At 59.7% G+C, this 14,233-nt stretch carries 11 protein-coding genes; 6 read left to right on the forward strand and 5 right to left on the reverse strand.

All coding sequences use genetic code 11. The features are described 5' to 3' along the window. Nucleotides 1-26 precede the first annotated feature (26 nt). Nucleotides 27-1,091: a 3-isopropylmalate dehydrogenase gene (locus tag JW929_03135; GenBank protein ID MBN1438380.1), complete on the forward strand. Its 1,065-nt coding sequence runs from the start codon at nt 27-29 to the stop codon at nt 1,089-1,091. A 7-nt stretch (nt 1,092-1,098) separates the two neighbouring features. After that, nucleotides 1,099-2,172: a 3-isopropylmalate dehydrogenase gene (gene leuB / locus JW929_03140; protein MBN1438381.1), complete on the forward strand. Its 1,074-nt coding sequence runs from the start codon at nt 1,099-1,101 to the stop codon at nt 2,170-2,172. An 83-nt stretch (nt 2,173-2,255) separates the two neighbouring features. On the opposite strand, the gene JW929_03145 is transcribed toward leuB, so the two are convergent. Continuing rightward, on the reverse strand, nt 2,256-3,311 hold the full coding sequence (locus JW929_03145) for a TrkA family potassium uptake protein (GenBank protein ID MBN1438382.1): 1,056 nt from the start codon (nt 3,309-3,311) through the stop codon (nt 2,256-2,258). Between the two features lie 213 nt (nt 3,312-3,524). On the opposite strand from JW929_03145, the gene JW929_03150 reads away from it, so the two are divergent. Next, on the forward strand, nt 3,525-5,810 hold the full coding sequence (locus JW929_03150; GenBank protein MBN1438383.1) for a hypothetical protein: 2,286 nt from the start codon (nt 3,525-3,527) through the stop codon (nt 5,808-5,810). A gap of 389 nt (nt 5,811-6,199) precedes the next feature. On the opposite strand, the gene JW929_03155 is transcribed toward JW929_03150, so the two are convergent. The 3 genes from JW929_03155 to JW929_03165 form a co-directional block, all read right to left on the reverse strand. Then, entirely contained in the window at nt 6,200-8,812 is a 2,613-nt protein-coding gene (locus tag JW929_03155) for an adenosylcobalamin-dependent ribonucleoside-diphosphate reductase (GenBank protein MBN1438384.1), read from the reverse strand. Between the two features lie 37 nt (nt 8,813-8,849). Continuing rightward, nucleotides 8,850-9,305 (reverse strand): transcriptional repressor NrdR, encoded by a 456-nt coding sequence (nrdR, locus tag JW929_03160; protein ID MBN1438385.1) that lies wholly within the window; start codon nt 9,303-9,305, stop codon nt 8,850-8,852. Between the two features lie 510 nt (nt 9,306-9,815). Further along, on the reverse strand, nt 9,816-10,535 hold the full coding sequence (locus tag JW929_03165; GenBank protein MBN1438386.1) for a 50S ribosomal protein L25: 720 nt from the start codon (nt 10,533-10,535) through the stop codon (nt 9,816-9,818). A gap of 307 nt (nt 10,536-10,842) precedes the next feature. Here JW929_03165 and JW929_03170 point away from each other — a divergent pair, with 307 nt between their 5' ends. From JW929_03170 to JW929_03180, 3 genes are read left to right on the forward strand one after another with little or no spacing between them, the layout of a single operon-like run. Then, nucleotides 10,843-11,712 (forward strand): MBL fold metallo-hydrolase, encoded by an 870-nt coding sequence (locus tag JW929_03170; GenBank protein ID MBN1438387.1) that lies wholly within the window; start codon nt 10,843-10,845, stop codon nt 11,710-11,712. A 35-nt stretch (nt 11,713-11,747) separates the two neighbouring features. Beyond that, nucleotides 11,748-12,323 carry a sigma-70 family RNA polymerase sigma factor gene (locus tag JW929_03175; protein MBN1438388.1) on the forward strand — a complete coding sequence of 192 codons (576 nt, stop codon included), beginning with the start codon at nt 11,748-11,750 and terminating at the stop codon, nt 12,321-12,323. 19 nt (nt 12,324-12,342) lie between these two features. Then, nucleotides 12,343-12,657, forward strand: coding sequence for a hypothetical protein (locus JW929_03180; protein ID MBN1438389.1), 315 nt, complete (start codon nt 12,343-12,345; stop codon nt 12,655-12,657). Nucleotides 12,658-12,830: 173 nt separating this feature from the next. On the opposite strand, the gene JW929_03185 is transcribed toward JW929_03180, so the two are convergent. Next, nucleotides 12,831-13,790: a hypothetical protein gene (locus JW929_03185; protein ID MBN1438390.1), complete on the reverse strand. Its 960-nt coding sequence runs from the start codon at nt 13,788-13,790 to the stop codon at nt 12,831-12,833. Between the last annotated feature and the right edge of the window lie 443 nt (nt 13,791-14,233).

The raw sequence follows: 14,233 nt of genomic DNA on the forward strand, positions 1-14,233 counted from the left end.
GATATCTTCTTTCAAGGAGACCTTTCATGGCAGGCAAAACCTATCGCATCGGCGTGATCGGCGGGGATGGAACCGGACCGGAGGTGATCCGCGAAGGGCGCAAGGTGCTCGAAGCGGCGTCGCGCAAGCACGCTTTCGGAATCGACTGGGTGGAGTACGACCTGGGCGGCGAACGCTACCAGCGCACGGGGGAAATCCTCCCCGACAGCGTGATCGCCGAACTCCGCCAACTGGACGCGATCTACCTGGGCGCGATCGGCCACCCGGACGTCAAGCCGGGCATCTTGGAGAAGGGACTGCTCCTGCGCCTGCGCTTCGAACTCGACCAGTACATCAACCTGCGGCCGGTCAAGCTCTACCCGAACGTCGACACGCCGCTCAAGGACAAAACCCACGCCGACATCGATTTCCTCGTCGTCCGCGAGAACACCGAGGGGCTGTATACCGGCGCGGGAGGCGTTCTGCGCAAAGGCACGCCGCACGAAGTGGCGGTCCAGGAATCGATCAACACCCGGATGGGAGTCGAACGCTGCATCCGCTACGCTTTCGACGCCTGCGCCAAGCGCAACAAGCGCAAGAAGCTGACCCTGTGCGGAAAAACCAACGTCCTCACGTTCGCCTTCGACCTGTGGGAGCGCACGTTCTACGAGGTGGCCAAGGACTACCCCGGGATCCAGACCGACTACGCGCACGTCGACGCCACGACGATGTGGATGGTGAAAAATCCGGATTGGTTCGACGTGATCGTCACCGATAACATGTTCGGCGACATCATCACCGACCTGGGCGCGATGATCCAGGGCGGGATGGGGATCGCCGCCGGCGGCAACATCAATCCGCAGGGAGTCTCGATGTTCGAGCCGATCGGCGGGTCGGCGCCGAAGTACACCGGCAAAAACGTGATCAACCCGATGGCGGCGATCTGCGCCGGAGGAATGCTGCTGGAGGCGGTCGGGGAAAACGCCGCGGCCGACGCGGTCGAGCAGGCGGTGATCAAAGCGCTCTCCGGCGGGAAGATCAAGAGTCTGGCGGCCGGGAAAATGGGTCTCTCAACGACGGAAACCGGCGACCTGATCGCCGGATTGGTGTAGCGCAATGATGAAGGCCGGGATCGTTCTCCTGCCTGGCGACGGCATCGGGCCCGAGGTCGTCGCGCAAGCGGTGCGGGTGATGGAGCGGGCGGCGGTCGGCGGCGGCCGCACCCTGGAGCTCCGGGAGCGGCCCGTGGGCGGATGTTCGATCGACCGCTTCGGTGCCGCCCTGACCGACGAAACGCTGGCGGATTGCCGATCCGCGGACGCGGTGTTGTTGGGCGCCGTCGGCGGGCCGAAGTGGGACGACCCCCGCGCCAAGGTCCGGCCGGAGCAGGGCTTGATGGACTTGCGCAAGGGATTGGACGTGTTCGCCAATCTTCGGCCGGTCAGGCCGCATCCGGCGCTGACGGACGCCTCGCCGTTGAAACGGGAGCGGATCGAAGGCGTGGATCTGCTCGTCGTGCGGGAGCTCACCGGCGGTTTATATTTCGCCCAGCCCAAGGAGCGAGTCCGGACCGCCGACGGAAGGGAGCGGGCGGTGGACACGCTCCAGTATTACGACCACGAAGTCCGCCGGGTGGTGGAGGTCGCCTTTCGGATGGCGGAAGGGCGCCGGCGGAAGGTCGCCTCGGTCGACAAGGCGAATATCCTCGAATCTTCCCGATTGTGGCGGCAGGTGGCGTCCGAGGTGGGCGCGGCGAATCCGCATATCGTGCTGGAACACATTCTGGTGGACACCGCTTCGATGCGGCTGATGACTCATCCAAAACAGTTTGACGTCATCGTCACCGACAACATGTTCGGAGACATCCTCACCGACGAAGCGTCGGTCCTGACTGGATCGATGGGACTGCTGCCGTCGGCCTCGCTGGGGGAGACGGCCAAGGGGTTGTACGAACCCATTCATGGTTCAGCGCCCGACATCGCCGGAAAGGGAATCGCCAACCCAATCGGCGCAATCCTCAGCGGAGCGCTGCTGTTCCGCTATTCCCTGGGTTGGGAACGGGAAGCGGATGCGATCGAGCGCGCGGTGGACCGCGTCCTCGCGCAAGGCTGGCGGACGGCTGACCTGTATCCGCAGGGCAAGCCCGCCCTAACCGCAAAACAGATGACGGATTGCATCGTCAACGATATTTAACACCGCAACACCCCGCCGCCATAACGCCAAGCGGGTTCGGATTCTTTCGGTGTGTCTTTTGGACCGGCGGCGAGGCGCCTCTCCTACTGCGGATCCCGGCAATCGTGCACGATCTGATTGATTGGATCCGGTTTTCCCAACACCCCGACGATATCCCCAGGACGGAGTTTCTCGAAGCCGGAGGGATGCCACTCGATCCCGCCTTGCCGCTTTAGAAAAACGATGCTGATCCGATAAAGCTGTTCCAGATCGTGCAGGGTCTTGCCCCGAAAATTATAGCCGTCCGGAAACGCCACCGTCCCGAAGCACAGCGGGATGCCCTCGACCATGATCGGCGGGGTGATGTTGGCGCCGGCGGCGGTGGCCGCAAACACCGGCGAGGCGATGCCGGTGGCGCTGATCGCCTGGAATCCGAACTGTTGCTGCAGCGCGGCGGCGAAGTCATCGTCGAAAATCCGGATCACGACATGGATCGAGGGACGGATTCCGCGGGCCTTGACGGCCATCTGCAAGTTCAGGCTGTCGTTTTGAGTGCAGAGGATGATGGTCCGCGCCCGGCGGATGCCGGCCGCCTCCAGCATTTCTTCCTTGGTTCCGTCGCCGGGAATCACCGGGATGTCGAGCCGGCGGGTATTGGCGACCAAGTCGGCGGTCGGGGAAAGCTCAACCGCCACGACGTCCTGCTCCATATCGTGAAGCTGGCTGGCGACGCGGAAGCCCAGGTGACCCAAACCCACCAGGATGATGTGGTTGTTGAAGGTGGAGGCGACGGCCATTTCCCACTCCTTGCCCCGCGCGCGGCGGTTGAAAAACAGCGTGCCAAAATCCGCCAATCCGTAAGCCAGGGTGATGACGCCGATGACCGGCATGAGAAAGTGGAACAGCTGCAGTACGAACGCCTGCGGAAAATCCCCCGAGGATTCCAAAAAGGTGGCGGACAGCACGAGGAAGACGCCCTCGACCGGGCCGGACAGCGGCTCGCCGCACCAAGCCGCGAGGCGGTAATACAACAGGCCGAACCCGACGATCGCCAGCAGAAACAACGCCAGAGGGTCTCGGAACTCCCGGAGGAGCAGGGAGGTGTCGCGCAGGCTGGCACGCCAGCTTCGGGTATATGTCCGGCTTCGCGATTTCCGCATGGGAATGCCGTTTGAGACCGAAGCCGCCGACTGTGGATTTGGACGGGGACAACCAATCGGCCTCAAACGGTATTATACATAAATCCCCCGCGCCCCAAGCGGATTCGGAAGCCGAAGCAGGATCCTGCCTGCCGATGCGCATGAAAATTATTGCTGGGATACCGGGAAAATGCTAAAATCAACCCAGCTGACCGGATGGGGAGATCCGCAGATATGGCGAGAGACTTCAGCCAAGTTCTCCAACAGGCGATGGAATTTTATGTCGCCGGACAGATCGTGGAAGCGCGGGCGTTGCTTCTGGATGTCGTCCGCGCCGACTCCAAATTGGAGGCCGGCTGGATGTTCCTCTCCTACACCTTGGAGGATCCGGGGCAGAAGGCGGATTGCTTGCGCAAGGTGCTGGCGCTGAATCCGCAGAACACGGAGGCGAAAGCCGCGCTGGAGAAGCTCGAGAACGTGCTGCACGAAGGGCCGAAACCGCCGCCGCGGACCGCAGAACTGCTCGGCGAAACCCCTTTGATTGTTCCCGCCGAATCCGCCGCCGCCCGAGGCGCGCTGCCGGATGAATCCCCCGTCGCCCCCGAGGACGTTCCCCCGATCGCCGCGGCGGACCGGCCCGGTGAATCCACCGCCGTCCGGAATACGGCCTCCACCCCGCCGGAGGCTTCCCAAACGCGGGAAACCCTCCTGCACGCCGCACCGTTTACCGTCGATATCGACCATGTGGAAGAGGACCTATCCGTGATTGCGGACAATCTCCTTCCCGTGATCGAGCCCGGCGTAAAAACCAAAACCAGCCCCACACCAAAGGCACAGCCCTCCGAATCGCAAGCGGGGACGGAAAAGAAAAGCCCGGTTTCATCACTCCCGCCGGCTGCACCGTTTGTGCAATCCGGTGAAATTCCCGCCCAAAAGACGGTCCGGCGCACCGGCGGACTGCAAAAGCCGGTTGCACCGGTAGACCGCGCAAAAACCGGCACTCCCGAAACCGCCGAACAGAAATCGGAGCAACCCAAGAAAAGGGGGGTCGGTTGTACCTGCACAGCCGCTTTGTTGGGGTTGGTTCTCCTGGTTGCGGCAGCCGGTGGCGGATTGTGGGCTACGGGCAACCTTCCACCCGAAATCCTCGTCTGGCTGACGCCCCAGAGCCAGCCGCCGGCCGCCGCCGTCACGGAAACTGACAGTACCCCCATCCGTTTGATCCTTCCGCCGGAATCCACCAAAACGCCGGTGCCGAGCATCACCTCCACGCCGACCATCACCGAAACCCCGACCCTCACCACGACCCCGACCCTCGCGCCGCCGGACCCGACCGTACAGGCGGATATCGATCGGTTGATGGCGGAGGTGCAGGACCTGAGGGGATTGGACATGGACGAAGACGTTCCGGTGTACGTTGTTGATCTGACCCAGGCGGAATCGATTCTGCAACAGGAGCTGGACAGGACCGGATACCGGGAAACCCTGCAAAACGAGGCCAAGTCCCTGTCGGTTCTGGGCTTCATCAAACCCACCTACGACCTGGCGGAATTCGCGCTTTCGCGCCTGGCCGACGGGGTGATGGGCTTCTATATGCCCAACACCCGGACGATCTACATCATCGGCAACCGCTTTGCGGGCATGGAGCGCTGGACCTTCACCCACGAATACAATCATGCCTTGGTGCATCACCATTTCCCGGCAGTCGGGATAATGGACGACGATCCTCTTTGTTTAAACGATTCACAGCGTTGCGAGGCCATCCGCGCCTTGGTGGAGGGGGATTCGATGCTGATTATGGTCCAGTGGCTGGAGCAGTACGCGACCCCGTACGACATCCGCGACATCGAACTCTATCCCTACCCGTTCCTGCTCCCGCCGGGCCAAAACACGCCGCCGTGCTTTTCAAAAATGGTGGAGTTCGCGTATTACAACGGATTGAATTTCGTGGGAACCCTATGGTCTCTAGGAAGTTGGGCGCGGGTCAATCAGGCGTATCAAAATTTACCCGTCAGCACGGAGCAGATTTTGCACCCGCAGAAGTACCTCAACGGAGAAAAACCGGCGGCCATGCGGGATCCGAAAATTGAAAACAAACTCGGGGACAGCTGGCGGTTGATCAAGTCCGATAGCTTGGGAGAATACATGACCTTTCTCCTCCTGAGTTACGGATCGGATAGCTTTGCCCAGATTCCCGCGGAAACCGCCCAAACCGCCGCCGCAGGCTGGGGCGGGGATCGTTATTATGTGTATTCCGACTCGGCGCAGGAAGACCGAATTGTGCTGGCGGCCGAATGGACCTGGGATACGAACGCCGACGCGGCCGACTTTATGGTTGCCATGCAAGATTATTTGGATGAGCGGTTCCGAGGGGAGAAGCTCGGCCCGGCGCCGGGAGAATGCTGGGCGATGAACCAACAAACCGCCTGCCTTTTCCGCGGCGGGAAAAACATTTTGTGGATCATCGCGCCGGATTTATCCTTCTTGGAAGAGATACGATCCGCGTATACCGGCTATTGAAAATCCCCGTCCCGGGTCGCCTGGACCGACACGCCAATCGATCCGGTCTGGAAGCCGGAAAAAACCGTCCTTGGGTCCATACTTGAAAAAAGGGGCTGTCTAAATAGATAGGTAGGGCAGGTGGAAGATCGTCATGCCCGCGAGCTCTTAGCGGGCATCCAGAGACTTTGTCCTGTTTACCCGCGAAAAGGCCCTGGATTCCCGCTAAAAACACGCGGGAATGTCATCTCAATAAGTATCTGGTCTCATCCATAATAAGAAAGTCCAACTTTTTAGACAGCCCCGAAAGCCTCCAACAGGAAGCGGTTTTTCCGGATCGTTGGCTGTCTTCCTCACGCGCGGCAAACGGTTCCGAATCGCGGCGGACGACGGGTTTTCCCGGTCGGCGATCAACACTCGCTGTAGCCGCAGGAATAGCATTTCCGGCAGCCTTCTTCGTTAACCACAGCGGCTTCGCCGCACTGCGGGCACAGATCCCCGATTTTCATTTTTATCTGGCCCGGCGCGAGTGTTTCCACATCGGCGGGCGGCAGTTTGCCGGTCTTTTCGGAATCCCCATCCGGCATGGCGCCCTCCAAATAATCGGCCAGGACGTGGGCCACGCCGTCCGGGAGCGACAGGACTCGGTTTGGTCCGAAGCCCAGCGGGCGGCCGCCGCCGATTCCGGCCAGCTGGCGGACAACCTCGAGCAGGCGGTCCTTGGGCGGAACCGGAGACCCGAGCCGCAGGATGTAGGAAATCAACCGCCCCAGGGCTTCCGAAACGGCCGCCGTTTCCGAGCCGGCCTTGGCCGTGGCGATGAACACCTCAAACGGCTGCAGGCCGTTGTTTTCATTGACCGTCACGAATGCCTTGCCGAGCGGGGTATCGACCTGGAAGGTTGAGCCCGGAAGCCGCCGCGGGCGCGGCCGCTTGGTCTCGTACCACAAAGGAATGGATTGGTCGCTGGAAGGCGACGCCGTCGGTATCATCGTCACGGGGTGGGGGGCGCTTTCGGGGGGAGAGGTGAGGATGCTGACATCCTGGCCTTTGCTCTTCGCCGTCTGTGCCGTTTCCAGGACGACCTGTTGGCGCGAACCGGTGATGAAGACGGTGGTTCCCTTGCAGCCCAACTCCCACGCCATCTGGTAGGCGCGCGCGACGTCGGTTTCGGCCGCCTCCGGCGGAAAATTGATCGTTTTCGAAAGGCTGTTGTCGACAAAAGCCTGCAGGGAAGCCTGCATGCGGACGTGTTCCTCGGCGGTGATATCCTGGGAGACGACGAACCGATCGCGAAACGCCTGCGGAAGTTCCTGGACGTCCTGGCAGGAACCCTGCTGGATGACCTTTTCCACGACCTGCTGGCGTTCTTGTTCGTCCAGTTTCAATTCCTTGAGCGATGATTCAAACAAGGGTGAAATGTACGGCAGCTGCAGGTCCTGACCGTTGTCGTTGACATGGCGGATGTAGGCTAGGGCGAACACCGGCTCGCAGCCGTATCCTTCGCAGCCGGCCACCGTGGCGATCGTCCCGGTGGGGGCGATGGTGCACTGGGCCGCGTTGCGCAGGCCGTGGGTTTTTATCCCCTGGGTGATTTCCCCCCAATCCAGGTCCGGGCGGCGGAAATCCCTCGCATGGGGTGTAAGAGGCCGCGGGGGCTCCCAACGCAGGCGAGTTTGATCGTACACGCTGCCTTCGATTACCGGAAACGGGCCGCGCTGGCGGGCAAGGGCGATGCTGGTTTTCATCGCGTGGAAGCGGATGAATTCCATCACCTGCGAAGCGAATTCCTGCCCTTCCGGGGAACCGTAGCGGATACCGGCGTGATACATCAGGTCCGCCAGGCCCATCAACCCCAAGCCGATCCGGCGGGCCCGGAAGGCGGCTTCCTTCAATTGGGGCACAGCCGGAACGTAGACGTTCATCGAAACCACGTCGTCGAGAAAACGGGTGGAGAGCGCGACATCCTTGCGCATTTTTTCCCAATCGACGGACCGGCCCCGGCCGAAGTGGCGGGAGAGGTTCAGGGATCCGAGGCAGCAATTCTCGTAAGGCCCGAGCCACTGCTCGCCGCACGGATTTGTGGCTTCCAGGTCGTAGAGGTGGGAGACCGGGTTTTCGCGGTTGGCGGTATCGAGGAAAAGGACGCCGGGTTCTCCGTTGTGATGCGCCTGATGGACGATTTTGTCGAACAGGTCGCGCGCCCGGAGGGTTCTATAGGTGCGGATGGGAATCCCAGCCCGTTCGGCCTGTTCCAGCGTGCCATGGAAAGTGCGGTACCCTGGCGCGTAGACGTCCGGAAACCGCAGGGACCAATCGCCATCGTTTTTTACCGCTTCCATAAAGGAATCCAGCATGCCGACCGAAATATTGAAGTTGGTGATCGCTTTTTCGTCGGTCTTGCAGGTGATGAATTCCTCGATATCCGGATGGTCGATGCGCAGCACCGCCATATTGGCCCCGCGGCGGGTTCCGCCCTGGGCGATCTCGCCGAAGGCCTTGTCGTAGACCCGCAGGAATCCGACCGGACCGGTGGCTTGGCCTGAGGAGGAATTGACCAACGCGCCCTTGGGCCGGATTCGCGAGAAGGAAAAACCGTTCCCGCCTCCGGTCTGCTGGATAAGGGCGGCGTTGCGCAGGGTTTGAAAAATGCCGGATTCTTCGCGGCCCATGTCGTCGGAAATGGGCAGGACAAAGCAGGCGGCCAGCTGACCGAGCGGCGTCCCGGCGCCGGTGAAGGTGGGGGAGTTGGGAAAGAACCGCAGGCCGGCGAGAATTTCATAAAAAGCCTTGGCCGTTTCGGTCACGTCGCCGCCGAATTCGGCTTCGGCCTGCGCAACGTAGCCGGCCACGCGCCAAATCATTTCCTCGACCGACTCGGCCGGCTTTCCGTCGGGGCCCCTGCGCAAATAACGCTTCTCCAGGATGATCCGGGCGTTGGGGGATAAAACCACCGGCTCCAATGAAGGACGGCCGTTTCCATTGACCTTCGATTTTTCAGAGACGGCGGTGGTTTGGCTCATGCCTTCCTCCTGGGAAAGGGTGTGAATCCCGGCCGCGTCAACCGTTTTCCAGCAGCAAGGAGTTGATTTCATCACGGATCGACCGCAGGTCATCGAACCGAAGGTAGACGATCGCGAAGCGAATGTAGGCGATGTGATCGAGCTCTTTCAGGGCGGAGATCACCATGTCCCCGATAACGCGGCTGGAGATCTCGGGTTTGTTCATCTGTTGCAGCGCGGCTTCCACTTCACCGACGATGCGGTCGATCTCCGAAGCCGGAACGGGGCGCTTGGCGCAAGAGATGCGTATCCCGCGGGAAAGCTTTTCCCGATCGAATTCTTCGCGCGTGCCGTCGTGTTTGACGATCAACGGCGTCGAGACGATCGGCCTTTCATATGTCGTAAACCGCTGTCGGCAATCCAAGCACTCTCGGCGTCGCCGGACGCCACCCCGTGAATCATGGGTGGTATCAATGACCTTTGCATCTTCCTTTCCACAAAAAACACAGCGCATTAGAACATTTATTCTACGCCAAAAATGGGGATTCAGTCAACTTCATCCCGACATCTCCGGTAGATTTTCATTTTATCATCGGCAAACACCGGAATCAACCGATTTGGAAGGCATGAACCTTAAAAAATTAATGATTGTGGATAAGTTATGCCTCACCCAGGGGAGTCAAATGATCGAACTACATGGCGGGACGAATCTTTGGTGCCATCAAAGGATGGCGAATACTAGGAAATCCGTACCGGATATGGATAGAGGAATAAGAACAGATGACTTACACGTATGAAAAGCATGAGTGATTCAACGGACTCTGCCGGTTACCGCAAGCCTCCTTAAAGTGAAAAAAGGAATAGTATCGATCCCCTTTTCCGTAAATCCGCGCAAGCGATCGGTCCCCTGCAGGCGTTACAAATAACGGGGCGGACCCAGTATTAAAAAAAACCAGCCATGGACCCGCTTCGAGGTCTTGCATTAGCGGCGACATGGCTGGAGGTTGTTGGGGAAATGCGAAATCTATTTCTTGGCTTCTTTTGGCTCCTGCGTCTGCTTCGCTTCCTTGGCGGGAGCCTCCTTGCTTGCTTCCTCCTCTTCTTCGCCTTCTTCCAGTTTCTTGCCCTTCTCGATCACTTCCACTTCGGCCGGGACGGCCGCCGCCGGCGCCGCCGCCACTTCTTCTTCGGCCATTTGGGCCGTGACGGTCACCACGGTCTCGTTGGGATCCATAAGCACGCGGATGCCCGCGGGCAGGACGATGTTCTCAATCGCGATGGAATCCCCGATTTTTTCAAGCGGAGCGAGGTCGACCTGGATGACGTTGACCAGATCCTTCGGAAGGCATTCCACTTCGAGGTCGTTCAGCACGGGCACCAAAATACCGCCGAAATCGCGGACGGCGGCGGATATGCCCGTAAATTGCAACGGGACGTGGACGCGGATCTCACGGTCGGTCGGAACGGCGTAGAAATCCACGTGCAGGATTGTACGTCGTACCGAATTCCGCTGAATATCGCGCAGAAGAACCGAATAATCCTTTTGGCCGACCTTCAGCCGAACCAAGGTCGAACCGGTAAGACTGTTTAAAACGGTGGATGCGGCCTTGGCGTCCAATTCAATCGGGGTAGCCTCAATCCCGGGCCCGTAGATCACGGCGGGAATCTTACCGGAATTGCGCAATGCGAATAATCCTTTCCCGACCGCGGTTCGGGCATTGCCCTGAAGTTCGATGTCACTCATGCCAACCTTCCTGGGAGCGCCTCGGGCCGGTTTACGGCCCCCTTCGCTCCATTTGGATTTTTCCCAGGTTTTTTGGGAAAGCCGCGAGATTCTAACGGCTTCCCGCCCCTGCGTCAAGAAAGCAACCCGGTCCAAGCCTTTCAAGGGCCTCGGAGTTATCTGGTCCGAAGTATGCCTGGGGATTTGTTGTTTCAGCCGGAAAAGTAATCGGACAATAACTGTCCGAAAACTTGATTTCTCTTTATTTCTATGCTATTCTCGCGCATGACCTTATCGCCATGAACGGTGTCTGGGAGGCAACTGCGCCATGCTTCGAGAAAGAATTGCCGAAGATGTTTCGTTTTTTTCCAGTGATTTATACGCTCAGGTATGCGCCGGCGTGATCGGCACACCGGACGGAGCGATCTTGATCGACACCTTGGCGCTTCCCTCGGAAACCCGGGAAATCCGGGAATACGTCGAACAACGCATGAATACCAAAGTGCGCTTCGTCATCAACACGCATTACCACGCCGACCATTGCGGCGGCAACTACATTTTTCCGGAAGCCCAGATAATTTCGCATGAAATATGCCGTAATTTAATGGAAACCATGAGCCGAAAAGCGCTGGAATCGGCCAAGTCGGAAAACAAGGAACTCAGCGACGCTGAGGTGATTCTGCCCAACGTGACCTTCCGCGACGGATCCCTATATTTTCTGGTTGGCAAGCGAACCATCCGGATTTTTCCCCTACCCGGACATTCGCCCGATGGGATCGGGGTCTTGCTGGAGGAGGAGCGGATCCTGTTTGCCGGAGACGCTATGATGCCCCTGCCTTTTTTCCGCGACGGCGACTTGGACACCCTGGCGGCCACCCTGAAAACGATCAACGGTATGGGGCTGGAAAACATCGTTCAGGGCCACGGCGACGTAATTCTGCGGGGCGAGATCGACGAAATGATCTCTTCGCATTTGGTCTATTTGGAACGGATCCGCAAGGAAACCCAGAATGCGGTGCGTTGGAATTGGAGCCTCGAAGATCTCCGCCAACTTCCGATAGAAAAGTGCGGCAAAAGCCGGATCCTCTTGAACGGCCTGGCGCCGGACCTGCACTTTCAAAACCTGACCAGCGCCTTCCTGAAAGCTCAAAAGACGGCGGGGGTCGCTCCGGCGCTAAAAAAACCCTCCGGAAGGTGAATCCGCGGAACGGAAGAAAGCCATAAGTGTTAAGCATGACAGAGGACAAACGTTCCCCCAAAGGTCCGCGTCCGGAGAAGGATGAAGAAGCATTAATCCAAAAGGCAAAATACGATCGGCAGGCCTTCGGGGAGTTGTACGAACGCTACCTCCAAAAGATCTACACCTACCTATACTATCGGACAGGCAACCATGCCGACGCGGAGGATTTAACTTCGAAGGTTTTTCACAAGGCGTTCGTGCATCTGCCGGGGTACGAACCGCTCGGCCTGCCCTTCTCGGCTTGGCTGTATAGGATCGCCCACAACATCCTGGCGAATTGGTATCGAGACCAAGGGCGCCGGAGAGTCGTAAGTTTGGATGAGGCGGTCCGCCACACCGCGGATGAGGGCACCGGTTCCTCGGCGGAAAAAACTCTGGAACGGGAAGCCCTGTTGCGACTCCTCCGACAGCTGCCGGAGGAGAAACAGCAGGTGGTTATTCTGAAATTCGCGGAAGGGTATTCCAACGCCGAAATCGGAAAGATCATGGGGCGTTCGGAAGGCGCGATCAAAAGCCTCTACCATCGTACTCTTCTCATCCTGAGGGAAAAGTGGATAATAGAGAAATAAGGTGAAAGGAAAACCGGCAATGACGACGGAACGATCCATGGAAGCCAAGCTGAGGCGGGCTCTCATCCCGGTCGCCCCACGCAAGGCCTACGCAAGAATCCTGAAAGCAAAACTGCTTTCCGGACCGCGGATGCCCGTCGAGTTGGAAAAGGCCGACCGCGTGGGCGAGATCGTCACCTTGACGACGCTGGGATTGGGGGCCGTAGCAACGGTCGCCGCCGTGGCGACGATCGGGGGCAAGGTCGCCGGCTTGCTCGGCTCAGGCATCTTGCTCTTGGGAGCGGCCAAGCAGGGCATGGGGCCGAACAAGGCAAACTCGCAAAGCGCTTGCTGAAGCCCCCCGCGGCCTCCTCCGCAGACGGATTTCGAACCCGGACCGTTGAAAACGGCCCCGGAATACTCCGGGGTCGGCTTGTTTTCCAAGTGCCTTAGGGAGAAGCGCACCCAACCCCGCCGGAAAAAGAACGCCGGCTCCGAGAGCATCTCCTTGGAGTCGGCTGTTTTATTTCAGGCCACCCGCCAGCGGGGAGTTCTCCCTTGCAAGACGGTCAGGATCTCTTCGGCGATGTCGCGGGCCGCCCGTTCCTGGGCTTCCGCCGTTTGGGCGGCAATGTGCGGCGTGCACACCACCTTGGGATGTTTAACCAAGGGCGAATCCGCGACCGGCTCCACGGCAAATACGTCCAACGCCGCCCCTGCGATCTGACCAGAATCCAGCGCCGCCAGCAAAGCGGTTTCGTCGACCACGTTGCCGCGCGCGGCGTCCACGATATAGGCGCCCTTCTTCATCTTCGAGATCCGGTCCGCGTTGAGGATCCCGCGGGTGTCCGCCGTCAGCGGAATATGCAGGGTGACGACGTCGGCTTGGGCAAGCAGGGTTTCCAAATCCGCCGGCTTGGCGCCGCGTTTGGCGATCTCGTCGGAGGGAATCAGGGGATCGTACCCCAGGCAGGTCATCCCGAAAGCCGCGGCGCGGGCGACGACCAGTGAGCCGATCCGGCCCATGCCGATGACTCCGAGGGTTTTCCCGGAAAGTTCGAACCCTTCAAGCTTCTTCTTCAGCCACTCGCCGCGCCGCAGACCCGCGTCGGCCAGCGGCACCTGCCGGGCCAGGGAAAGCAGCAAGGCGAAAGTGTGCTCGGCGACCGCGACGCTGGTTGATTGCGGGGCGTTGACCACTACGATCCCCTTTGCTTTGGCCGTTTTCAGGTCGATGTTGTCCACGCCGACGCCGGCCCGCCCGACCACTTTCAATTTCGAGGCCGCTCCGAAGACCTCCGCCGTGACCTTGGTCCGTCCCCGGACGATCAGCGCGTCGACCGCTCCAACCGCAGGAAGCAGGTCGGCGGCCGAGATATCGGGTTGGTTCTGGACCTTGGCGGATTTTTCCAGCATCGCAACCGCGGAAGCCTGCAGTCCGTCGGTGATCAGAACCGTCCAGGAAGGGGTGTTGTTCTTATCGGTCATTCGAAGCCTCCGGGGGCACCGGCAATTCGCCGGAAGGATGATTGCGATTTTAATCACAAGCGCTCTATTTGTCGAGGGGAAACCGTAAGGCGGATCTCCCATTCCAGAGACACGGCCCCAAACCGATATTTACAGGTTTGGCTTGTTGTTCCCGCCGCTGGGTGAGGAGGAATATTCAGCACCACACCAAGTGCCAAGCGGGTTTTCCATGCGCTGGATCCTTCTTTCCGCTAAAGCATTTCTCATCTGCCTTGGGGGGCAAGAGAATAATCAGAATCCGTATCTCCTCAGCCCCCCGTCCCTGCCCTATCCTCACCCCCAACCCCATAACCCCTTCCCCCTCTCCTGACTTATGACAGGAGAGGGGGAAGGGGCCAGGGGATAGGGGTGAGGATGGAAAAGAGCAGGATTTCATTTCAGTATTACTGAGGCTGAGCAGATAC

The sequence above is a fragment of the Anaerolineales bacterium genome (assembly GCA_016928575.1).
Classification (GTDB): domain Bacteria; phylum Chloroflexota; class Anaerolineae; order Anaerolineales; family RBG-16-64-43; genus JAFGKK01.

What these genes read in the sequence shown, in the direction of transcription:
- JW929_03135 (MBN1438380.1), top strand. Translation starts at nt 27, where the DNA reads ATGGCAGGCAAAACCTATCGCATCGGCGTGATCGGCGGGGATGGAACC.
- leuB (MBN1438381.1), top strand. Translation starts at nt 1,099, where the DNA reads ATGAAGGCCGGGATCGTTCTCCTGCCTGGCGACGGCATCGGGCCCGAG.
- JW929_03145 (MBN1438382.1), bottom strand. Translation starts at nt 3,311, where the DNA reads ATGCGGAAATCGCGAAGCCGGACATATACCCGAAGCTGGCGTGCCAGC.
- JW929_03150 (MBN1438383.1), top strand. Translation starts at nt 3,525, where the DNA reads ATGGCGAGAGACTTCAGCCAAGTTCTCCAACAGGCGATGGAATTTTAT.
- JW929_03155 (MBN1438384.1), bottom strand. Translation starts at nt 8,812, where the DNA reads ATGAGCCAAACCACCGCCGTCTCTGAAAAATCGAAGGTCAATGGAAAC.
- nrdR (MBN1438385.1), bottom strand. Translation starts at nt 9,305, where the DNA reads ATGCGCTGTGTTTTTTGTGGAAAGGAAGATGCAAAGGTCATTGATACC.
- JW929_03165 (MBN1438386.1), bottom strand. Translation starts at nt 10,535, where the DNA reads ATGAGTGACATCGAACTTCAGGGCAATGCCCGAACCGCGGTCGGGAAA.
- JW929_03170 (MBN1438387.1), top strand. Translation starts at nt 10,843, where the DNA reads ATGCTTCGAGAAAGAATTGCCGAAGATGTTTCGTTTTTTTCCAGTGAT.
- JW929_03175 (MBN1438388.1), top strand. Translation starts at nt 11,748, where the DNA reads ATGACAGAGGACAAACGTTCCCCCAAAGGTCCGCGTCCGGAGAAGGAT.
- JW929_03180 (MBN1438389.1), top strand. Translation starts at nt 12,343, where the DNA reads ATGACGACGGAACGATCCATGGAAGCCAAGCTGAGGCGGGCTCTCATC.
- JW929_03185 (MBN1438390.1), bottom strand. Translation starts at nt 13,790, where the DNA reads ATGACCGATAAGAACAACACCCCTTCCTGGACGGTTCTGATCACCGAC.